The sequence below is a fragment of the Rhodococcus chondri genome (genome assembly GCF_036327435.1).
GTDB classification, from domain to species: Bacteria; Actinomycetota; Actinomycetes; order Mycobacteriales; family Mycobacteriaceae; genus Rhodococcus; species Rhodococcus chondri.
The window spans coordinates 1-19,949 of sequence record NZ_JAUZMZ010000011.1 but is presented as its reverse complement, the minus strand read 5'-3'; the positions used below and the strand labels follow the sequence as shown (position 1 = coordinate 19,949).

General features: G+C 68.2%; 19 protein-coding genes and 1 tRNA gene. 11 read left to right on the top strand and 9 right to left on the bottom strand.

The window, feature by feature from the left end; all coding sequences use genetic code 11:
* Positions 1-106: 106 nt before the first annotated feature.
* Positions 107-179, top strand: a tRNA-Ala gene (locus Q8814_RS03610).
* 134 nt (positions 180-313) lie between these two features.
* Here the strand turns inward: Q8814_RS03610 and Q8814_RS03605 are convergent.
* Positions 314-1,534, bottom strand: coding sequence for an Rv1453 family transcriptional regulator (locus Q8814_RS03605; protein ID WP_330150642.1), 1,221 nt, complete (start codon positions 1,532-1,534; stop codon positions 314-316).
* 134 nt (positions 1,535-1,668) lie between these two features.
* Here Q8814_RS03605 and Q8814_RS03600 point away from each other — a divergent pair, with 134 nt between their 5' ends.
* From Q8814_RS03600 to Q8814_RS03590, 3 genes are all read left to right on the top strand, one after another.
* Positions 1,669-3,168, top strand: coding sequence for a flavin-containing monooxygenase (locus Q8814_RS03600; RefSeq protein ID WP_330150641.1), 1,500 nt, complete (start codon positions 1,669-1,671; stop codon positions 3,166-3,168).
* On the top strand, positions 3,165-4,067 hold the full coding sequence (locus Q8814_RS03595; RefSeq protein WP_330150640.1) for an alpha/beta fold hydrolase: 903 nt from the start codon (positions 3,165-3,167) through the stop codon (positions 4,065-4,067). Before Q8814_RS03600 ends, Q8814_RS03595 begins: the two co-directional genes overlap by 4 nt.
* Positions 4,068-4,161: 94 nt before the next feature.
* Positions 4,162-5,517 (top strand): WS/DGAT/MGAT family O-acyltransferase, encoded by a 1,356-nt coding sequence (locus tag Q8814_RS03590; RefSeq protein ID WP_330150638.1) that lies wholly within the window; start codon positions 4,162-4,164, stop codon positions 5,515-5,517.
* A 180-nt stretch (positions 5,518-5,697) separates the two neighbouring features.
* On the opposite strand, the gene Q8814_RS03585 is transcribed toward Q8814_RS03590, so the two are convergent.
* Positions 5,698-7,488, bottom strand: coding sequence for a cutinase family protein (locus Q8814_RS03585; RefSeq protein WP_330150636.1), 1,791 nt, complete (start codon positions 7,486-7,488; stop codon positions 5,698-5,700).
* A 235-nt stretch (positions 7,489-7,723) separates the two neighbouring features.
* Between Q8814_RS03585 and Q8814_RS03580 the strand changes: the two genes are divergently transcribed.
* The 3 genes from Q8814_RS03580 to Q8814_RS03570 are packed head-to-tail and all read left to right on the top strand — an operon-like array spanning position 7,724 to position 10,519.
* Positions 7,724-8,809: an S-(hydroxymethyl)mycothiol dehydrogenase gene (locus Q8814_RS03580; RefSeq protein WP_330150635.1), complete on the top strand. Its 1,086-nt coding sequence runs from the start codon at positions 7,724-7,726 to the stop codon at positions 8,807-8,809.
* Entirely contained in the window at positions 8,806-9,441 is a 636-nt protein-coding gene (locus tag Q8814_RS03575) for an MBL fold metallo-hydrolase (protein WP_330150634.1), read from the top strand. The genes Q8814_RS03580 and Q8814_RS03575 overlap by 4 nt, the downstream gene beginning before the upstream one ends.
* Positions 9,442-9,445: 4 nt before the next feature.
* Positions 9,446-10,519 carry a CobW family GTP-binding protein gene (locus Q8814_RS03570; RefSeq protein WP_408015822.1) on the top strand — a complete coding sequence of 358 codons (1,074 nt, stop codon included), beginning with the start codon at positions 9,446-9,448 and terminating at the stop codon, positions 10,517-10,519.
* Between the two features lie 16 nt (positions 10,520-10,535).
* On the opposite strand, the gene Q8814_RS03565 is transcribed toward Q8814_RS03570, so the two are convergent.
* The 4 genes from Q8814_RS03565 to Q8814_RS03550 all read right to left on the bottom strand — a co-directional run bounded on the left by Q8814_RS03565 (position 10,536) and on the right by Q8814_RS03550 (position 14,718).
* Entirely contained in the window at positions 10,536-11,927 is a 1,392-nt protein-coding gene (locus Q8814_RS03565; RefSeq protein WP_330150632.1) for a DEAD/DEAH box helicase, read from the bottom strand.
* Between the two features lie 205 nt (positions 11,928-12,132).
* Complete coding sequence (locus tag Q8814_RS03560; protein ID WP_330150631.1) at positions 12,133-12,546, bottom strand: molybdenum cofactor biosynthesis protein MoaE; 414 nt, start codon at positions 12,544-12,546, stop codon at positions 12,133-12,135.
* Positions 12,539-13,528: a bifunctional molybdenum cofactor biosynthesis protein MoaC/MoaB gene (gene moaCB, locus Q8814_RS03555; protein ID WP_330150630.1), complete on the bottom strand. Its 990-nt coding sequence runs from the start codon at positions 13,526-13,528 to the stop codon at positions 12,539-12,541. Before moaCB ends, Q8814_RS03560 begins: the two co-directional genes overlap by 8 nt.
* Entirely contained in the window at positions 13,525-14,718 is a 1,194-nt protein-coding gene (locus tag Q8814_RS03550; RefSeq protein WP_408015823.1) for a molybdopterin molybdotransferase MoeA, read from the bottom strand. The genes moaCB and Q8814_RS03550 overlap by 4 nt, the downstream gene beginning before the upstream one ends.
* A gap of 127 nt (positions 14,719-14,845) precedes the next feature.
* Here Q8814_RS03550 and moaA point away from each other — a divergent pair, with 127 nt between their 5' ends.
* Both moaA and Q8814_RS03540 read left to right on the top strand, forming a co-directional pair.
* Positions 14,846-15,904: a GTP 3',8-cyclase MoaA gene (gene moaA / locus Q8814_RS03545; protein ID WP_330150628.1), complete on the top strand. Its 1,059-nt coding sequence runs from the start codon at positions 14,846-14,848 to the stop codon at positions 15,902-15,904.
* Positions 15,905-15,908: 4 nt separating this feature from the next.
* Positions 15,909-16,178 (top strand): MoaD/ThiS family protein, encoded by a 270-nt coding sequence (locus tag Q8814_RS03540; protein WP_408015821.1) that lies wholly within the window; start codon positions 15,909-15,911, stop codon positions 16,176-16,178.
* Positions 16,179-16,210: 32 nt separating this feature from the next.
* On the opposite strand, the gene nadE is transcribed toward Q8814_RS03540, so the two are convergent.
* The gene (nadE, locus tag Q8814_RS03535) at positions 16,211-17,050 is read right to left on the bottom strand and encodes an ammonia-dependent NAD(+) synthetase (protein WP_330150626.1); all 840 of its coding nucleotides are present in this window, start codon (positions 17,048-17,050) and stop codon (positions 16,211-16,213) included.
* A 77-nt stretch (positions 17,051-17,127) separates the two neighbouring features.
* Between nadE and Q8814_RS03530 the strand changes: the two genes are divergently transcribed.
* Positions 17,128-17,904: a fructosamine kinase family protein gene (locus tag Q8814_RS03530; protein ID WP_330150625.1), complete on the top strand. Its 777-nt coding sequence runs from the start codon at positions 17,128-17,130 to the stop codon at positions 17,902-17,904.
* Positions 17,901-18,449 (top strand): nucleosidase, encoded by a 549-nt coding sequence (locus Q8814_RS03525; RefSeq protein ID WP_330150624.1) that lies wholly within the window; start codon positions 17,901-17,903, stop codon positions 18,447-18,449. The genes Q8814_RS03530 and Q8814_RS03525 overlap by 4 nt, the downstream gene beginning before the upstream one ends.
* Before the next feature lie 17 nt (positions 18,450-18,466).
* On the opposite strand, the gene Q8814_RS03520 is transcribed toward Q8814_RS03525, so the two are convergent.
* Together Q8814_RS03520 and Q8814_RS03515 are read right to left on the bottom strand one after the other, a co-directional pair.
* Positions 18,467-19,258: an META domain-containing protein gene (locus Q8814_RS03520; protein WP_330150623.1), complete on the bottom strand. Its 792-nt coding sequence runs from the start codon at positions 19,256-19,258 to the stop codon at positions 18,467-18,469.
* Positions 19,258-19,875 carry a TetR/AcrR family transcriptional regulator gene (locus tag Q8814_RS03515; RefSeq protein WP_330150674.1) on the bottom strand — a complete coding sequence of 206 codons (618 nt, stop codon included), beginning with the start codon at positions 19,873-19,875 and terminating at the stop codon, positions 19,258-19,260. The genes Q8814_RS03520 and Q8814_RS03515 overlap by 1 nt, the downstream gene beginning before the upstream one ends.
* Between the last annotated feature and the right edge of the window lie 74 nt (positions 19,876-19,949).

Below are 19,949 nucleotides of genomic sequence, written 5' to 3'. Positions count from 1 at the left end.
GAACACAGCAGCCGCAGCGACCTCGACAGGCGCACAGTCGGGACCCCTACCGGCGAGGGTCCGTACCTCCGCCTGTAGTCTCGAGGAGCGGTCTCCGGACCGGCACGGGGCTATGGCGCAGCTGGTAGCGCACCACACTGGCAGTGTGGGGGTCAGGGGTTCGAGTCCCCTTAGCTCCACTCGACATCGAGCCGCTCTGACCTTTGGTCAGGGCGGTTCGGTCGTTTGCGGCTGCGTTCACGCTCGCGCGAAGTCGCCAAACTCTGAACCGGGCTCAGACAATCGGGGATCCAGACGCGCTGGGCGTCAGCAGCTACCCGAGCTGCCCACCGCGCCAGCGCAAGACGTCCAGGGCGATGGCTACGTTGACGCCGGACTCGGCCAGTGGGCGGGGCAGCAGCTCGTCGGCGCGGGCCAGCCTGCGCAGTAACGTGTTGCGGTGCATATGGAGCTGAGCGGCGGCGCGCGAGGCGTTGCACTGCTCGCCGACGAAGGTTCGCACCGTGTTCTGCAATTCGGCGCTCGCGAACTCGAAGGCGCCGAGCGCGTGTTTGACGAAGACGGCGGCGCGATCGGTGTCGGCCGTGACCAACGCGACCAGTTCGATGTCGGCGAACATCGCGAACTGCTGCGGTGAGTGCAGGCGCGCCATCATCTGCTGGGTGGTAAGGGCGTCGAAGTGGCTGCGCCGGAAGCCATCCATTCCGTCAGCTGTCGGTCCTACCGCGACACGAATGTCGGACTCCCCGCCGATCGCATGGTGGAGGGTCGCCACATCCACACCGTTGACTCCCCGCACCCATACCCACCGGGTGGCCGAACTGGCGAGGACACTCAACGGTCGCGCGCCAACCGCCTGGCCGAATGCCTCGGTGGCGCGGTCCAGCCGGCTCAGGTCGCCGGCCGGGTCGTCGCTCCAAATGACCGCGGCAGTGTGGTTTCCGGTCAGTGCGTAGCCGAGGCGATGCTCGGCGCGTTGCCGGGTTATGGGTGCGCCGTCGAGGATCAGCGCGATGGTTTCGCGGCGCTCGGCGTGGGTGCCGCGCGTGAGTTCGTCGCTCTCCAATTCGATCTGCCCGGCGATGAATGCCAGCGTGTCATCGATGAACGCACTGATCGACTGCGAGCACACGTCGAGCAGTTCGCGCAGTTCGGCCGGGTCGGTGGTCAGTTCGAAGGCGATCTCCATGAGTCGGCGCCAGGCCACTCCCTCGCCCACCCGGTAGGCGTCCAAGGCATACGCATCGAGCCCCCGGCGCACCAACTCACGGGCGATGGTCATCGGTTCGGGACCGGTGTTCGCGGGTACCGGGGCACCCGGATCGCGGACGTTGGCCGTGCCCCAGAAGTACATATTCGCCCGGTTGCTGTGGCTGACCGCCGCCGCCAGCTCAGGATCCGACGCAATCGTCCGGTTGGCTCCGAGGACGGCCGCATCGAGTTCGTCCAGCCATTCCGGTCGCGCGTTGACGACGAGCTGGGAGCACTGCCGGATCAGGTCCCGGACTCGTGGCGAGGGTTGTTTCCACACCATTCGGTCACCGTAAGGCTGCGGTGCAGACTGCACCATCGAATAGGCGATATTGAGATGTTCTGACCTTGGTTGGGAGCTGTCGGGAAGGCGACGATTATCACATCGCTTCAACAAGCCGACAGGGAGTCACAGTCATGGTCCACACGGAACACGTCGACGTACTGATCGTCGGAGCCGGCATCTCGGGCATCGGCGCCGCCTACTATCTGCAGAAGGAACATCCTGACCGCAGCTACGCGATCCTGGAGGCGCGCGGCGCCAGCGGCGGAACCTGGGACTTGTTCCGCTATCCGGGGATTCGCTCGGACTCCGACCTGCACACCTTCGGCTACGAGTTCAAGCCCTGGCGCGACGACGACGCCATCGCCGGGGCCGACAAGATCCTGGCCTACCTGCGCGAGACCGCCGCTGAGAACGGGATCGATGAGCAGATCCGCTTTCACCACAAGGTGTCGGGTGCGGCGTGGTCGAGCACAGGGGCACGCTGGACGGTCGACGTCGAGCACGCCCGGACTGGAGAGCTGCTGCAGTTCAGCGCGAACTGGATTTTCATGGCAGGCGGCTACTACCGCTATGACCAGGGATTCACACCGGACTTCGAGGGCCGTGATCGCTTCACAGGTCGGATTCTGCACCCGCAGCATTGGCCGGAGGAGCTCGACTACACCGACAAGAAGGTGGTCATCATCGGTAGCGGAGCGACCGCGGTCACGCTGGTGCCTGCGATGGCCGACAAGGCTGCGCATGTGACGATGCTGCAGCGCTCGCCGAGCTATATCATGCCGACCCCGGCCAAGGACGTGTTCGCCAACACGGCCAAGAAGGTGCTCGGCGACAAGCGCGGGTATGCGCTCACCCGGCGCAAGAACATCGTCAGACAACGTGCGGTGTACCAGTTCTGCCAGACCTTCCCCGGTCCGGCCCGCAAGCTCATCCGTCACCTCAACGCCAAGCAGCTACCCGAAGGCTATCCGGTCGACACGCATTTCAACCCGTCCTACAACCCGTGGGATCAGCGCCTGTGCGCGGTGCCCGATGGTGACCTGTTCAAAGCGATCGCCGACGGCAACGCGTCCGTTGTGACCGACCGCATCGTGACCTTTACCGAGAACGGGATCCAGCTGGAATCCGGCGAGCATCTCGATGCCGACATCATCGTCACCGCAACAGGGTTGAACCTGCAGATGTTCGGTGGGGTGAATCTGACTGTGGATGGTGAGCAGGTCGACTTCGCCGAGACGTTCGCTTACAAGGGCATGATGCTCTCGGGCGTGCCGAACTTCGCGTTCGCCGTCGGTTACACCAACTCGTCGTGGACGCTCAAGATCGGACTGCTGTGCGAGCACTTCTGCCGGCTGCTGACCCATATGGACGGCAACGGATTCGACACCGCACGTCCCGAGATCGGCGACCCGGAGATGGAGGGCCGGCCACTGTTGGACTTCTCCGCCGGTTATGTCCAGCGAGCGCTGAAGCTCATGCCCAAACAGGGTGACGGTGCTCCGTGGATGATGTCGTCGAGCTACACCGCCGACGTCAGACTCCTGCGCAGCGATTCGGTGCTGGACCCCAACCTGCAGTTCGACACCAGCGACCCGGTTGCGGCCGCTCACACGACGGCGGTGACCGCATGAACGACCAATTCTGTCGGGCCGGTGTCGATCGGGAGGTGTGCTATCGCACCGACGGTGACCCGTCTGCTGCACCGCTGCTGCTGATCGCCGGGCTGACGTTGGACCTGACCTCGTGGCCGCAGGACATGATCGATAGCCTTGTCGCACAGGGCTTCTACGTGATCCGGTTCGACAACCGCGACGTCGGCAGGACCAGTCCGGCCACGACACCGCCACCGGGGCTGCTGCGCCGGGCGCTGCGCCGCCACCGCGGGGACGGGTACGACCTGGCGGATATGGCGGGCGACGCGATCGCGTTGCTCGATCATCTCGGCGTCGAGCGGGCACATGTGGTGGGAATGTCGATGGGCGGCATGATCGCGCAGACGATCGCCGCCCGCCATCCGGCCCGGACGGCATCGTTGACGACGATCTTCTCCACGACCGGGGCCGAGCGGGTCGGCCGGCCCGCCGTCTCGACGCAGTTGCGCATGGCAAACCCCGGAGCACGCAACCGCGCGAAGTTCATCGACAAGCACGTCAAGTTGATGATCCACCTGGCGGGCACCGGTTACCCGATCGACAAGGCCGGCGCGGCCCGGTACGCGGCCGGGGCCTGGGATCGTGGGCTTCGGGAAGCGGCCGGCGACGGTGTCGCGCGCCAGATCAACGCGATACTCAAATCCGGTGACCGCACCGCCGAACTGCGTAATGTCACCGCCCCGACGATGGTGATCCACGGCGACCGCGACCTCATCGTGGCGCCCAGCGGAGGGGCGGCGACCGCCGCGGCGATCCACGGCGCCCGCCACGTCACCATCGCCGGGATGGGCCACGATATCGCGCCCGGGGTTATCGGCCGGATCGTCGACCTGATCGTCCGGAACGCCGCTGAGTCGGCGGCAGGTGTGGGCGAATGACGACGGCTGCGCCCGCCGGCCGATGTCCGGTCGGTTCCGGCTCGACGACAACCTGATCACCGACTCCACACCACACGCAAGCGGAGCATTCACCATGACGTTCATCCCGCCCCTCGATGCCATGTTCCTGGCGTCCGAAACGCGTGAGCACCCCATGCATGTCGGCGGCCTCCAGATCTTCCGGTTGCCCGAAGGCGCCCCGGCCGACTACGTGCAGACGCTGCACCAACGGCTGCTCGATTGCAGGGAGCTGGCTCCGATGTACCGGCGCAAGCCGTCCTGGCCCGGCGCGCTCAGCGCGGTGCGCTGGACCGACGATGAGGACGTCGACCTGGAATACCACGTGCGGCACTCTGCGCTGCCACGTCCAGGCCGGGTCCGCGAACTGCTCGCACTGGTGTCCCGGCTGCACGGCAGCCTGCTCGACCGGCACCGTCCGCTGTGGGAGTTCCACCTGATCGAGGGACTGGACGACAACCGGTTCGCCGTCTACGTCAAGGTTCACCATGCGCTCACCGACGGGGTGAACGCGGTCCGCAACACGATGCGCATGCTCTCGGTGGAACCCACTGACCAGCTGGGCGCGCTGTGGTCGCCGGGGCCGCGGCCCACTCTGGCGGTGGACGCACCCGTCTCGGTTTCCGCCGCGCCGCTGGCCCGGGCCGGAGCACTGGCCACCAACATTGTGGGCGTATTGCCCACCGTCGCCGACGTCGCGGTGAAGGGGGTTCGTAATCCTGATGCCGCGCTGCCGTTCAGCGCACCCAAGACACTGCTGAACCGGCCGCTGACGGGTGCCCGCCGGTTCGCGGCCCAGTCGTGGTCGATCGAGCGGATCAAGCTGGTGGCCGAGCGGTATGGCGCCACCCTCAACGACGTCGTGCTGGCGATGTGTTCGGGAGCGCTTCGCGCGTACCTGCAAACCGAGGACCGGTTGCCGTCGAAGTCATTGGTGGCCGCCGTGCCGGTTGCGCTGCCGCGCAGCGATAGTGACGGCAACTCGGTGACGATGGTGCTGTGCCGACTGGCCACCGACGTGGCCGACCCGTCGGAGCGACTCGCCCGCATTCAGGCGTCGATGCTGGCCGCCAAGAAGACGATGCGTGGGCGCACGCCGCTGCAGTTGTCCACGATCGGCATGTTGACGTCGATCGGACCGAGCGGACTCAACGCGATTCCAGGGTTCACCGCGGCCGCGCCGCCCCCGTACAACGTAGTGATCTCGAATGTGCCCGGTCCACGAGAGCGGTTGTACTGGCAGGATGCCGAATTGGAGGGGTGGTATCCGGTATCCATGCCGATCGAAGGGCAGTCGCTGAACATCACCCTGCTCAGTTACGGAGACAACCTGGAGTTCGGGTTGATCGGCTGCCGGCGCAACGCCCCACATTTGCAGCGGCTGCTCGGTCACCTCGAGGACAGCCTCGCGGCGCTGGAGGCGTCGAGTTGACCCGACGGCTCAGGGCCGACTTTCGTGTACCGGTCGAGCCGACGAAGCGGACGGTGACCGAACCATCTTTCACTTGGCCGGTGTAATGAGAAAACTCGGCGTCAGTACTCGAGGTGACGCCGCGGCGCTCGGTGCGGAGGCCGGGATCAGAGCTGCGAGCTGACGCCGAGTTCTCGGTTCTCAGGCGGCCGGCTGTGCCGGGGTCGTGGTGGTCGTCGTCGGGGTGCCGGTCGACGAGGTGGTACCCGACTGCTCCCCGGTGGTCGACTCGATGGTCGCGGACTGATCGGTCGTTGTCCCACCGTTCGTCGCCTCGGGCACTGCCACGCCGTCGGTGCCGGCGGTAGGGGTCGGAACCGTGGGAGCGACCGGAGTCGTCGTGCCGGACGGCGCGGTCAGGGCCGGGTCCCCACTCGGAGCCGTGCCCGCCGTGGCGGGATCGGACGGTGTCGGCGCGATGCCTTCCCCGACCGTCGTGGTCTGTGCGTCCGTCTCACCGAGCTGGGTCTCGGACGTCTCCGTGGTCTCCGATGCCTCCGTGGTCTCGGAAGGCTCCGGGGTCTGGACAGCGGCCATGCGCACCGCCTTCGCTTCCGCATCCGACGAGACGGCCTTGCCCTGCTTGGCCTGCTCGGCGAGGTGCGTGAGCCAGTCGGCCGCATACCCGACGGTGGTCGTACCCTCGCCGTCGATGTTGTCGTCCCAGTAGTCGAAGTGGTGACCGTAGTGGTCGTTCTTCTCGGCGTCGTACCCGAAGGTCTGCTCGTACGGGTCGCTCAGGACCACCGCGAGGGTGTTCTGGTTGCTGGTGACGAAGCCGACAATTTCCTTGAGCACCTTCTCCGGGAGGTACGCGAGGTTGGCAAGCCGGTCCGCGGGGATGGGCTCGGCGGCGGCGTCGTCGCCGTCGGCAGCAGCCGGTGTGGCCGCGGGGGCTGCCGGGTCGTAGGCCGGGTCGGACACCTTGATCAGGACGTCGAGGAACGTCTCGTCGGAGCGCATCCAGTTTTCGTTCGCGGAAATATCGACGAGGGCCATCAAGGCGACCCCGCCCACGACCTGTGCGAGATCCGCACCTGTGGCCGGCGTCAGTCCCTCACGCTCGAGCGCGTCACCGTTGACCTGACGACCGACGTTGACGAGGAGTTCGAGCAACGCGATGTTCTCGGGCGTCGAACATGCGAAGTCGCCCTCGGAGCAGAAGGAGGCGACCTTGCCGTTCAGGTGGCCGAATTCACCGTTGGTTCCGGGCAGCACTCCGCCACCGGACACCGGATCCTTGCCGGGCTGGTACGGGCGGTCGTAGTTGTCGGGGTTGCCGTTCTCCGCACCCGGGAAGAAGCCTTCGTCCGTGGCACGGCCGGCGTCGGAGAGAATCACCACGCCGGTGACCGACTCGGGGTCGACGATGGCCCACGAGTCGCCCTCTGCGGGGGCCTCCTGGTTACCGATCTGCAGCGCCGCACGCCGGGCCACGTCGGCGCCCTCACTGAAACCCACGATGGCGAACTGGGTGTCGGGGCACGAGGCCTGAATCGCCTGCATGACCTTGACGGTGTTGTCGGCGCCCGTCGTCACCGCCTGCTCGTAGCTTCCGAGGTCGGCGGGGTACTCGACGTAGACCGCGGCATACCCGTTGCCGGCCTCGTGCTCCTTCAACGGTGCGTTGATGACCGGATCCACCCAGTGGCTCTTGTACTCGCCCTGCTGGGCGGCGGGCAGCACGTTCCCCTTTTCGTCGACGAGCATCTTCGTCTGATCGCGGGGCGTGTCGTTGCGGCCGCCGATGCCGATACTGACCATGTCGTGGCAGTCGGCCGTCGACGCCATGCCTGCGAGGGCAGGGTCGGCCACGGTGGGCACGGTCGGCTGCGGCCACGCGATCGCGACCGCGGCCGCGACTCCGAGCGCGGTGGGCGCGAGCACGCCGGCAAAGATTTTCCTGCGTGACAGCGATGTCAGAAGAGCCATGGGCTTTACCAATCCGTTTCTCGCCGATTCGAACATCCCAGTAAGGATGCGAGCGGGTCACCACAGACGTCGCAGAATCGGCTCACTGTGTTACATCACCGAGATCCGGGGTAACGGTATCCGGCCGCTTCGAGCAGATCCGCCCCGGTCGTTCGAACATGTCCCACGCGGCGCACGACGGTTAGGGTCGGGTAGTACCCGTCCGCATCCAGACAGCCACGAAGGAGACACCACCATGTCGCAGACAGTCCGGGGAGTCGTTGCACGCGCGAAGGGAGCTCCCGTCGAGGTAGTACCCATCGTGATTCCCGACCCCGGACCCGGTGAGGTCGTCGTCGCAATCGCGGCGTGCGGCGTGTGCCACACCGACCTGCACTACCGCGAGGGCGGTATCAACGACGAGTTCCCGTTCCTGCTCGGCCACGAGGCCGCCGGGGTCGTCGAGTCCGTCGGTGAGGGGGTCGACTCGGTCGCGGTCGGCGACTTCGTCGTCCTGAACTGGAGGGCGGTGTGCGGACAGTGCCGGGCGTGTAAGCGCGGCGAGCCGCAGTACTGTTTCTCGACCTTCAACGCGACACAGAAGATGACCCTCGAGGACGGCACCGAGCTGTCGCCCGCGCTCGGAATCGGGGCATTCGCGGACAAGACGCTGGTCCACGCGGGCCAGTGCACCAAGGTCGATCCGAGCGCGGATCCGGCCGTCGTCGGTCTGCTCGGCTGCGGTGTCATGGCGGGCCTGGGCGCTGCGGTGAACACCGGCGGCATCACCCGGGGCCAGTCGGTCGCCGTCATCGGCTGCGGTGGTGTGGGCGACGCCGCGATCATGGGTGCCCGCCTCGCCGGGGCCGGCACCATCATCGCCGTCGACCGCGACGACAAGAAGCTCGAATGGGCGACCGAGCTCGGCGCCACCCACGTGGTCAACTCGACGAGCGTGGACGCGGTCGAGCGAATCAAGGACATCACCGGCGGATTCGGCGCTGACGTCGTGATCGACGCGGTCGGCCGTCCGGAAACCTACAAGCAGGCTTTCTATGCCCGGGACCTGGCCGGCACCGTGGTGCTGGTGGGGGTCCCCACCCCCGACATGACCCTCGAGATGCCGCTCATCGACTTCTTCTCGCACGGCGGCTCGCTGAAGAGCTCGTGGTACGGCGACTGCCTGCCCGAGCGCGACTTCCCGACGTACGTCGACCTCTATCAGCAAGGACGTCTGCCGCTCGACAAGTTCGTCACCGAGCGCATCGGCATCGACGACGTCGAGAAAGCGTTCGAGACGATGCACCGTGGTGAGGTCCTGCGTTCGGTGGTGGTCCTGTGAGCACCTCGCCGATCCGCGTCGACCGGGTCGTCACCTCGGGCATCTTCGCGCTCGACGGCGGCGAATGGGAGGTCGACAACAACATCTGGCTCGTCGGCAACGACGAGGAGGTCGTGGTGATCGACGCCGCGCACACCGCGCAGCCGATCATCGACGCCGTCGGAGGTCGCCGGGTGGTCGCGATCGTGTGTACACACGCGCACAACGACCACATCACGGTCGCGCCCGAGTTGTCCGAGAGGCTCGACGCGCCGATCCTGCTCAACCCTGCCGACAACATGCTGTGGGAGATGACCCACCCGGGCGTCCCGCACGGCACCCTCGAAGACGGCGACCGGATCGCGGTCGCGGGAACCGACATGCAGGCCATCGCCACGCCGGGTCACTCACCCGGCTCGACGTGCCTGTATCTGCCCGAGGCAGGCGAGTTGTTCACCGGAGACACCCTGTTCTCGGGGGGTCCGGGAGCGACGGGACGCTCGTACTCCGACTTCCCGACCATCATCGGCTCGATCCGCGACAAGCTCTTCGCCTTACCGGCCGAGACCACGGTGCACACCGGGCACGGCGACGGCACCACCATCGGTACCGAAGCGCCGCACCTCGAGGAGTGGATCAAGCGCGGAAGCTGAACGGATGGGGCCGCGGGTGGACACGTATCATGCCCGGGTGGGCGAGAAGGCAAAGCGGCAGATCCCCGTCGTCGTCGTTGCAGGTTTCTTGGGCTCGGGGAAGACCACGCTGCTCAATCACCTGCTCCGCAATACGCGGGGCGCCCGAATCGGCGTGATCGTCAACGACTTCGGTTCGGTCAACATCGATTCCATGATGGTGGCCGGCCAGGTGGATTCGATGGTCTCCCTGAGCAACGGGTGCCTGTGTTGCGCGGTCGACGTCAGCGACATGGACGCGATGCTCGACAAACTCGCCCACCGGTCGTCGGAACTGGACGTCATCGTCGTCGAGGCCAGCGGACTTGCCGAGCCGCGCAACATGATTCGGCTCGTCGCGGGATCGGAGAACGAATACGTCGCCTACGGGGGACTGGTGCTCGTCGTCGATGCGGCCGAATTCGAGGCGACTCGTGCCCGCCACCCCGAAGTCGAACAGCATGTCGCGCTGGCAGATCTGGTGCTGCTGAACAAGACCGATCGCATCGACGGCGATATGCACGACGATCTGCTGGGCCGGCTGTGCGCGCTCAACTCGCGTGCGGCGGTCGTTTCGACCGAGCACGGGCGCATCGATCCCGGACTGCTGTTCGACATTCCCGAACGGCCCGGTCCGCAACCGGGTGAGCAGCTCACCCTCGACCGCTTGCTGTACGAGGACGACCACGGCGACGATGCCGAACACGGGCACCTGCACGACGGATACGACGCGATCACCTTCGAGTCACCGGACGTGCTGCACCCCCGCATGCTGGTCGACTTTCTCGAAAACCAGCCCGCGGGGGTGTTCCGCATCAAGGGTTATGTCCGTGTCGCGGCGGGTCTGCGCGCGAGCACGTATCTGTTGCACACGGTGGGCGATCACATCCGCTTCGAACCGGCCGGCCGCGGCGAGCCGGTACCGGACGGTACCCAGCTCGTCGTGATCGGAGCCGACCTCGACACCGACGCAGCGCATGAGCAACTGGCGAGGTGCGTGGCGACGGAACCGGTGTCGGCGGACGCCATGTACGCCGTCCACCGGTTCACGCCACGCTGACGTTCCGGGAAGAGGGTCAGCGAGCCGCGGACGTCCGCCGCTGCGGACGACGCTGTCCCGCTGCGCCGGCGCCCTGACCGGCGGAGCTGCGGTGACCGCCGCTGCCGCCCTGACGGGATGCGCCTGCGCCCTGACGTGAGCCGCCGCCCTGACCGGGTGTGTTCCGTCGACGTGCACCGCCGCCGTTGCGCTGCGGACGGCTCGAACCCGTGGCCGCGACCGGCTTCTGGGTCGGGGGTACGTGCGGGGCGATCTCGCCGACGAGCTCGAGCACGTGCTCGGAGTCGGCGGTCACCTTCACGGGGGTGACGGTGATCGCGGCCTTACGCATGATCACGGCGAGGTCCCTGCGCTGCTCGGGGAGCACGACGGTCACCACGTCACCGGCGCTGCCGGCGCGCGCGGTGCGGCCGGACCGGTGGAGGTAGGCCTTGTGCTCGGCCGGGGGGTCCACGTGAACCACGAGTTCGACGTCGTCGACATGCACGCCGCGCGCGGCGACGTCGGTGGCCACGAGCACACGGGCCTCACCCGACGAGAACGCGGCCAGGTTGCGGTCGCGCGCGTTCTGCGACAGGTTGCCGTGCAGATCGACTGCGGGAATGCCCGAGTCGGTGAGCTGCTTGGCCAGCTTGCGGGCCTGATGCTTGGTGCGCATGAACAGGATTCGGCGGCCGGTTCCCGACGCGAGGGTCCGGACGAGTGCCTTCTTCGCATCCACACCGGCCACATCGAAGATGTGGTGGGTCATTGCGGCCACCGGAGAGTTCGCCTCGTCCACCGAGTGCATGACCGGGTTGTGCAGGAACCGCTTGACGAGCTTGTCGACCCCGTTGTCGAGGGTCGCGGAGAACAGCAGGCGCTGTCCGGTCTGCGGGGTGGCGTTCAGGATCCGGGTGACACCGGGCAGGAAGCCCAGGTCGGCCATGTGGTCGGCCTCGTCGAGGATGGTGACCTCGACCTGGTCGAGCTTGACGAAACCCTGACGCATGAGGTCTTCGAGGCGACCCGGGCAGGCGATGACGATGTCGGCGCCGCGTCGCAGTGCCTCGACCTGGCGGCTCTGGGAGACGCCACCGAAGATGGTGGTCACGCGCAGACCGGCGGTGCGGGCGAGCGGTTCGACGACCGCTGCGATCTGCGTGGCCAGTTCACGGGTCGGTGCCAGGACCAGCCCGCGGGGATGGCCGGTCGTGCGGGCGGTGCCACCGGCGAGACGCGCGGCCAGCGGGATGGAGAACGCGAGGGTCTTGCCACTGCCGGTGCGGCCGCGGCCGAGCACGTCGCGGCCGGCCAGCGTGTCGGGAAGGGTGTCGACCTGGATGGGGAACGGAGCGGTGATTCCGCTGTCGTTCAAGGAGGCGACGAGTGTCCGGGGGACACCGAGATCGGAGAAAGAAGTGGTCATAGAACAGCGCTGCCTTTCGATGCGGCGTGTGTGCACGCATCCGGGTACGTCCCGGAGGTGCGGTGGATCGCCGCAAGGAAGGCCGATGCATGTGCTTGCGGGCCGGGCACGATCCCGGACCGCCGGTATCCCACGACGGTGAGTGTCGTCGTGACACTCGAACCCGGTCAGCCTACCCCACGCCGCACGTCCGTCCGGCGCAGTACTACAGGCCGACCCACTCGGAGGCGCCGTCGGTGAAGCGTTGCCGCTTCCAGATCGGCACTTCCCGTTTGATGCGCTCGACGAGATCGGCGCAGGTCGCGAATGCCTCGGCCCGGTGAGGAGCGGCGACCGCCGCGACCAGGGCCAGATCGCCGATGGTGAGATCGCCCACTCGGTGCACCGCCGCGACCGGAAGCCCCGATTCCGCCGCGACCTGTTCGCAGCAGCGGCGCAGGAACGCCTCGGCGTCCGGATGCGCCTGGTACTCGAGTGCGGTCACCGACTGTCCGCCGTCGTGATTGCGGACCACGCCGCTGAACAGCACTACCGCCCCGTGTTCCGGCCCGGCGACCGCGGCGTCCACTGCCGCGACATCCAGGGGTTCCGACGAAATCCGTGCCAGCAGATCACTCATGTGCTCCGCCTCCCGCGACTTGTGCCAACAGATGATCGAGGATCGGGTCGAGTGCGGCAAGGCCGTCCTTCACGCCTCCCGGTGAGCCCGGAAGGTTCACCACGACGGTGCGTCCGACGAGACCGGCGACCCCGCGCGACAACACGGCGTGCGGCGTGACCTCGAGCCCGCGCCGGCGAATGGATTCGGCGACCCCGGGCAGTTCCCGGTCGAGCAGGGCCAGCGTGGCTTCCGGTGTCGCGTCGGTCGGGGAGGCCCCGGTTCCGCCGGTGGTGATCACGAGAGCGGGGACGCCGCCGACCGCGTCGGCCAGACCCGCGCCGATCCGGGCGTCCGCGTAGACGAGCGGACCGCGGACCGTGAATCCCCGGTCGGTGAGCCATTGTTCGATGATCGGTCCGGTGCGGTCCTCGCGGGTGCCGTTCGCGACTCCCGTGGAGGAGACCAGGACCGCGGCGGTGCGCTCGCGCATCTCCGGCTCGACGGCCGCCGGTTCGGAGGCGGGGGAGGGGCTGTCGCGGCGCCAGTGCCCGCGCTTGCCGCCGTCCTTCGCCACGAGCCGGACCCCGTCGAGTACCGCCGCGGGGTCGACGGCCTTGACCATGTCGTGGAGGGTCAGTCCGGCAACGGCCACCGCGGTGAGTGCTTCCATCTCGACTCCGGTCGGGCCTTTGGTTTTCGCGGTGCCCTCGATGGTGATCGCGGTGTCGGTGAAGTCGAAGGTCACCTTCACCGACGAGAGTGCGAGCTGGTGACACAGTGGTATGAGTTCCCAGGTACGTTTCGCCGCAGCGATTCCGGCGATGCGGGCGGTGGCGAGCACGTCGGCCTTCGGCATGTCGTCGGCGCGCACGAGCGCCACCACCTCGGGGGTGGTGACGAGTTGTCCCGCGGCCACTGCGGTGCGGGTGGTGTCCGCCTTCGCCGACACGTCCACCATCCGTGCGCGTCCCTGGTCGTCGATGTGGCTCAATTCGCTCACAGTGGAATGACTTTCACGAGATCTCCGGTCTTCAGTGAGGTGGTGTCGGCGGGAATGTCGATCAGTACGTCGGCCGTGGCCATACCGGCCACGAGATGGGAGCCGTGTCCCGATGCGGGTGCGACGCCGGTGCCGTCCCGCCGGCCGCGCAGAAGCTGTCGTTTCCCGGAAATCGACGTGAGATCCCTTGTGAGCGGCCGGTCCTCGTACTCGACGGCCGGTAGCCCCGAGGCCTCGCGCAGCGCCGGCCGGGCGAACATCTCGAACGAGACCAGGGCGCTCACCGGATTCCCGGGGAACGCCAGGACCGGTATGCCGTCGACCACCGCTGTGCCCTGGGGCCCGCCCGGTTGCATTGCGACCGAGAGGAATTCACCACCCCGGGGCTCGAGGGTGTCCTTGACGACCTCGAAGTCCCCCCTCGACACGCCGCCCGAGGTGAACACCACGTCGGCGACCGCCACCGCGTGCGCGAGCATCTCGGCGAAACCGTCGGGGTCGTCGTCGCTGTGATCGATCGAGACCACGTCGGCCCCGTTCGCGATGGCGCTCGCGGCGAGTGCTGGACCGTTGGAGTTGTAGATCTTGCCCGGTGCGAGGGCGTCACCGGCCGGGACGAGTTCGCTGCCGGTGGAGATCACCGCGACCCGGGGACGCGCGTGGACGAACACGTCGGTCACGCCGACCGCGGCCAGCGCCGCGATGTGCCGCGCGGCGAGCACAGTGCCGGCCGGGAGGAGGGGATCGCCGGTGCGGATGTCGCTGCCTGCCTCCCGCACGTAGGCGCCCGCGGGTGCCGTGCGGTGCACCGTGACCGTCCCGGCGCGCTTGTCGGCCTCGGTGTCCTCGACGGGCACGATCGCATCGGCGCCGTCGGGTATCGGGGCGCCGGTCATGATCTTGAGCGCGGTGCCGGGTTCGTGCTCGGCCCGGCCGTCCCCGGCCGCGAGTACCCCGCGGACCGTGAGAGTGACCGGGACGGTCGCCACCGACGCCGAGTCGACGGCGTATCCGTCCATCTGGGAGTTGCGGAACGGTGGCAGATCGATCGGCGCGTCGAGCGATTCCGCGAGCGCACGGTGCAGCGCCCGGGAGAGCGGGATACGAACCCTCGTCCCGGAGCGCACCGCCGCGAGCAGCTTCGCAACGTGCGCTGCGTGTTCCTCCACGGACCGTTTACCGCCTGCCATGGCGCTCATACTAGGCACATCGGGACCGGTCGCTGCGGCGGTCGGCGCGCCGGCCGGGCCGATGTCGTGTGTATCCCCGCTCGCCCGAGCCCGCCAGTGGGCATACTGGGGCCATGGAGGCGATCGGATGACAACGGTGGATGTGGGAATTCCGTCCGTGCGGGTGCGTGAGGACGACGTGTCCGATCGTCCCGACGTGCCGGAACTGCTCGACCGGTTCGGCCGGGTCGCCCGCGATCTGAGGGTATCGATCACCGAGAAGTGTTCGCTGCGCTGCACGTACTGCATGCCGGAGGAAGGCCTGCCGGCGATCCCGCGCGAACAACTGCTCACCGCCGACGAGATCGTGCGACTGGTCGGAGTCGCCACGAGCAGGCTCGGGGTCCGCGAAGTGCGTTTCACCGGCGGGGAACCCCTGATGCGCCGCGACCTCGAAGAGATTATCGCCGGCTGTTCCCGCACCGCACCCGGCGTGCCGCTTGCCGTCACTTCCAATGCGATCGGCCTCGAACACCGGGCGCGTGCCCTCGCCGAGGCCGGCCTGACCCGCGTCAACATTTCGCTCGACACCGTCGACCGCGCGCACTTCGCGCGGCTGACCCGCCGGGATCGGATCGGTTCGGTCCTGGCCGGGATCCGCGCCGCCAAGACCGCCGGTTTCACGCGCGTGAAGATCAACGCGGTTCTCATGCCCGAGACCCTCGACGGCGCCACCGAGCTGCTGGCCTGGTGCCTCGACGAGGGCGTCGAACTCCGCTTCATCGAGCAGATGCCGCTCGACGCCGATCACGAGTGGGCGCGCGCGAACATGGTGCCCGCCCAGCGGTTGCTCGACGTTCTCGGACAGCGGTTCGCGTTGACCGAAACGGAACGTGAGGACCCGTCCGCGCCGGCCGAGCGCTGGACCGTCGACGGTGGCCCGGCGACCGTCGGTGTCATCGCGTCGGTGACGCGGTCGTTCTGCTCGGACTGCGACCGCACCCGCTTGACGGCGGAGGGAACCGTCCGGTCGTGCCTGTTCAGCGACCGGGAGACGGATCTGCGGGCGGCCCTGCGCGGCGGTGCCACCGACGACGAACTCGCGGCGCTCTGGCGCGGCGCCATGTGGAACAAGTGGGCCGGACACGGCATCGACGCGGCGGATTTCGTTCCGCCGCAACGCAGTATGGGAGCTATCGGTGGATGATCGCGTGACCGGTATCGAGGTGCGCTATTTCGCGGCGGCGGCAGATGCCGCGGGCCGCGACAAGGAAACGATCGAATTGCCCGGCGGTGCCGACCTGGCCGCCCTGCGCGCGGTCCTGATCGACCGGCACGGATTCGACATGGAACGGATCCTGTCGGTGGCCGCGTTTCTCGTCGAGCCGGGCGACGCCGTCGGTTCGGCGGCGCTGACCCGCGACCTGACCGTCGAGGCCGGGCCGCGGGTCGACGTTCTGCCGCCTTTCGCCGGCGGCTGAACCCTTTCCTGCGGCGGCTCGGCCCTACCGCGTCAGCGCCACCAGGTGTCGGACGGCGCGACCGGCATGGCGCGCTTGTGCCGGGTGATGCGGTGCTGACGTTCGAGCTTCTCGACGAGTTCGCCGGTGACGTCCTTGCCTTCGAGGTAGTCGTCGATCTCGCTGTACGTCATTCCCAGCGCCACCTCGTCGGGCAGGGCGGGACGGTCGTCCTCGAGATCTGCCGTGGGCACCTTGCTCCAGGTGCTCTCGGGAGCACCGAGTTCCCGCAGCAGCGCCGCGCCCTGCCGCTTCGTCAGACCCGCCAAGGGGGTGATGTCCACGCCGCCGTCGCCGTATTTCGTGTAGAAGCCGGTGACGGCCTCGGCGGCATGATCGGTGCCGACGACGAGATAATTCAGCTCACCGGCGATCGCGTACTGCAGCATCATCCGCTCGCGTGCCTTGATGTTGCCTCGCACGAAATCACGCAGTTCGATCTCGTTCCCGGAGTCCGCATGCAGTGCGCGACCCGCTTCGACGGCGGTCGCGTCGGCTCCCGGTTTGACGTCCATCTTCAGGGTGCGGTCGGGGCCGATGAACTCGAGCGCGATCAGGGCGTCGTGTTCGTCGGCCTGTACGCCGTAGGGGAGACGGACTGCGACGAACTCGGCGTCGTGGCCCTCGGCGCGCAGTTGCTCGGCAGCGAGTTGCGTCAGACGACCGGCGAGTGTGCTGTCCTGCCCACCGCTGATGCCCAGCACGAAGCCTTTCGTCGGCGTGCTGCGCAGGTAGTCCGCGAGGAACCGCACCCGCGAGCGGATCTCGTTCTGCGGGTCGATCGTGGGCTTGACCCCGAGTTCATCGATGATCTGGGCGCGAAGATTCGTCATCCCCGCAACCCTAGTGCGATCACGCGATCACGGCGACGTATGCCGCGCAGGGTCTTCGGCACGGCAGACTCGGTGCGGTGAGCAACCGCGACGTCTTCCGCAAACAGGATCCCGGAGCACACCCCGACTTCTTCCGTGCCGAGGCCGCCGGGCTGGCGTGGCTGGCCGACGCGGGCATGCCCGTGCCACGAGTCCGTGAGGTCGGCGCCGGCCACATCGTGCTCGACCGCATCACCGAGTCGCCGTCCGGTGGTGACGTTGCCGGGCGATTCGGTTCCTGTCTCGCCCGCATGCACGACGCCGGAGCGGCGGGGTTCGGCGCCGCACCGGACGGATACGACGGGCAGCTGTTCATCGGGCGGCGTCCGATGAGCCGGACGGTGCATGCGAGCTGGGGCGAGTTCTACGCGGTCGAGCGCGTGCTTCCGTTCGTGCGCATCGCCGTCGAGGCGGGCAGCGTCACCGGCCGGCAGCTGCCCGATATCGAACGAGCTTGTGACCTGATCGGCGGCGGCGCCCTCGACGACCCCGAGCCACCTGCGCGGCTGCACGGTGACCTGTGGAACGGCAATGTGCTGTGGTCGGCGCACGAAGTGGTGCTCATCGATCCGGCGGCACACGGAGGACACCGGGAGACCGACCTCGCGATGCTCGCTCTGTTCGGCTGCCCGCATCTCGACGACATCCTTGCCGGGTACGAGGCGGCGCATCCGCTGCGCGCCGGATGGCGGGACCGGGTTCCGCTGCACCAGCTGCATCCGTTGGCTGTGCACGCCGCGGGATACGGTGCCGGATACGGGCGAGCGCTGCATCGGGCGGCGCTCGCGACTCTCGAACTCGGAGGCAGCAGGTGAACGGGATCCTCGTCGTATCCGCCACGAAGGGCGAAGCCGCGCACGTGCCGGACCGGTACGACGTCCTCGTCACCGGCATCGGGAAGGTCACCGCGGCGGTCGCGGTGACGGCGGCCCTGGCCCGGTATCCGGAGGACACACGCCCGCTGGTGGTCAACATCGGCACCGCAGGGGCGCTGCACCGCCACCACGGTGGTCTGTACGTGCCGTCCACCGTGATCAACCACGACATCAGCAGTGAAGTGCTGCGCAGCCTCGGACACCCCGTGCGCGACGTGCTCTCCCTCGACGACGGCGACGGGTCGGTGCTCGCGACCGGCGACGCGTTCGTCTCCGACGCCGAGGTCCGCGACGCGCTGTCGGCGCGGGCCGATCTCGTCGACATGGAGGGATTCGCGATCGCCTATGCCGCCGACCGGATGGGCGCCCGGTGCCGGCTGGTCAAGCACGTGAGCGATCACGCCGACGAATCGGCGATGGATTGGCCGAAGCAGCTCGACGAGAGCGCCCGTATCCTGGCTGAGTGGCTCGCCTCCCGATACTGAGCTCGCTCCCGACCTGATCAGGAGGCGGTGAATTCGATCCCGGTAATCCCGTCGGCTGCCGTCACCGTCAGGGTCGCGGCGTCGATCGCATAGGTGGTCTCGCCCGCGAGCACACCGAGGACGTGGCGTTCGACGTCGGCGGACTCCGGGTTCGGGCAGGCCGCGCGGGTCGTCGCCAGCGGGCCGAAGGTGATTGCGGTGTCGGTGATCTGCGCGTGGCCCCGGAACCGGTTGCATCCCGTGCTGCCGTACACGGCGCCGTCCTCGGCGACGGTGAGCGTGGGCGTCTGCGCCTGTGTGCCCGGCGTGACGATCGCGGACGCGGTACGCAGCGAGGTGAGTGCCCACTCGGTGCCGATCAACGGCCGGTCCGGGTCCACGACCTTCTTGTCGGTCAGGGAGATCGACCCGGCGCCGCGATCGAGAGTGAGCACATCGCCGTCGAGGCTCCAGCGCGGATGCGAGGCGAACAGCGCCGAGAGCCACCGGTCGGCACCGTCGCGCGGAGGCGGGCACGCCATCAGCGTCATCGCGAGATCGCCGGCGGTCACGATCCCTTCCGCCAGATCGACGGCGCCGATCGCGTGGTTGCAGCCCGCGGTCGCGGCGATCCGCCCGGGTTCGGGGAACTCCATGATCAGCGGGCCGTCGCCGGGGATGGGCGCACCGGTGACCGTGGTCGACACGAAGGTGCGGCCGACCAGATCCGAGGCGGTGCCGAAAGCCGGCGGCGCACCGGAACCGTCGCCGCAGGCCGCGGTGAGGCCGGCCAGTACGAGGACGGTGAGGATACCGAGTACGCGGGGCATCAGTTCACGCTCCGGGGCCGGTCTGCCGGGCCGGGGCCCGACGGACCGGCGACACGACGCGCGAAGTCGGCCCAGGTGTCGGCGAGGCGGTCCAGCGAATACCCGAGCACCCGCCACTGGTGGAGCACCAGCGAGGCCTCGAGCGGGGCGAAGAGATACTGGGCGAGCAGCGACCGATCTCCCGGCGTGCCCGCCGCCCGCAGCAGGGATTCGATGTGGGTGAGAGAGATGAGGCGCGGAGGGACCGAGAACCGTGTCTCGGACGAGCTTTCCGTCGCCCGTACGAGCTCACCCTGCACTTCGATGAGCGCGATGCGCGCGCGGCCGAAGGCGACGAGGCGGTCGACCGGGTGGGCGCCCGGCCCCAGCGGCGGGGAGCCGGTGAGGAATGCCTGTTGCAGTTCGCGCTCGGTGTGGTCGAGCAGGGACTGCATCAGCCCGGCGCGTGAGCCGAACCGGCGGAACACCGTGCCTTTGCCGACACCGGCTCGTGCGGCCACCGCTTCCATGGTGACGGCATCTACTCCGCGTTCGGCGACGAGCAGGGACGCCGCCTCGAGCAGCCGCCGGCGGTTGCGCGCGGCGTCGCAGCGCTCGGTGTCGCCGTGGTTCGCCATCGGGAGGGGTGTGGTGTTCACAAGGTCACACTTTAGCGCCCGGGGAATTAATCGGACCGCGGTCCGCTTATAGT

Bases quoted from the DNA above. Each gene is read 5' to 3' on its own strand.
- Q8814_RS03605 (WP_330150642.1), bottom strand. From the start codon at position 1,534: ATGGTGTGGAAACAACCCTCGCCACGAGTCCGGGACCTGATCCGGCAG.
- Q8814_RS03600 (WP_330150641.1), top strand. From the start codon at position 1,669: ATGGTCCACACGGAACACGTCGACGTACTGATCGTCGGAGCCGGCATC.
- Q8814_RS03595 (WP_330150640.1), top strand. From the start codon at position 3,165: ATGAACGACCAATTCTGTCGGGCCGGTGTCGATCGGGAGGTGTGCTAT.
- Q8814_RS03590 (WP_330150638.1), top strand. From the start codon at position 4,162: ATGACGTTCATCCCGCCCCTCGATGCCATGTTCCTGGCGTCCGAAACG.
- Q8814_RS03585 (WP_330150636.1), bottom strand. From the start codon at position 7,488: ATGGCTCTTCTGACATCGCTGTCACGCAGGAAAATCTTTGCCGGCGTG.
- Q8814_RS03580 (WP_330150635.1), top strand. From the start codon at position 7,724: ATGTCGCAGACAGTCCGGGGAGTCGTTGCACGCGCGAAGGGAGCTCCC.
- Q8814_RS03570 (WP_408015822.1), top strand. From the start codon at position 9,446: ATGGGGCCGCGGGTGGACACGTATCATGCCCGGGTGGGCGAGAAGGCA.
- Q8814_RS03565 (WP_330150632.1), bottom strand. From the start codon at position 11,927: ATGACCACTTCTTTCTCCGATCTCGGTGTCCCCCGGACACTCGTCGCC.
- Q8814_RS03560 (WP_330150631.1), bottom strand. From the start codon at position 12,546: ATGAGTGATCTGCTGGCACGGATTTCGTCGGAACCCCTGGATGTCGCG.
- Q8814_RS03550 (WP_408015823.1), bottom strand. From the start codon at position 14,718: ATGGCAGGCGGTAAACGGTCCGTGGAGGAACACGCAGCGCACGTTGCG.
- moaA (WP_330150628.1), top strand. From the start codon at position 14,846: ATGACAACGGTGGATGTGGGAATTCCGTCCGTGCGGGTGCGTGAGGAC.
- nadE (WP_330150626.1), bottom strand. From the start codon at position 17,050: ATGACGAATCTTCGCGCCCAGATCATCGATGAACTCGGGGTCAAGCCC.
- Q8814_RS03520 (WP_330150623.1), bottom strand. From the start codon at position 19,258: ATGCCCCGCGTACTCGGTATCCTCACCGTCCTCGTACTGGCCGGCCTC.
- Q8814_RS03515 (WP_330150674.1), bottom strand. From the start codon at position 19,875: ATGGCGAACCACGGCGACACCGAGCGCTGCGACGCCGCGCGCAACCGC.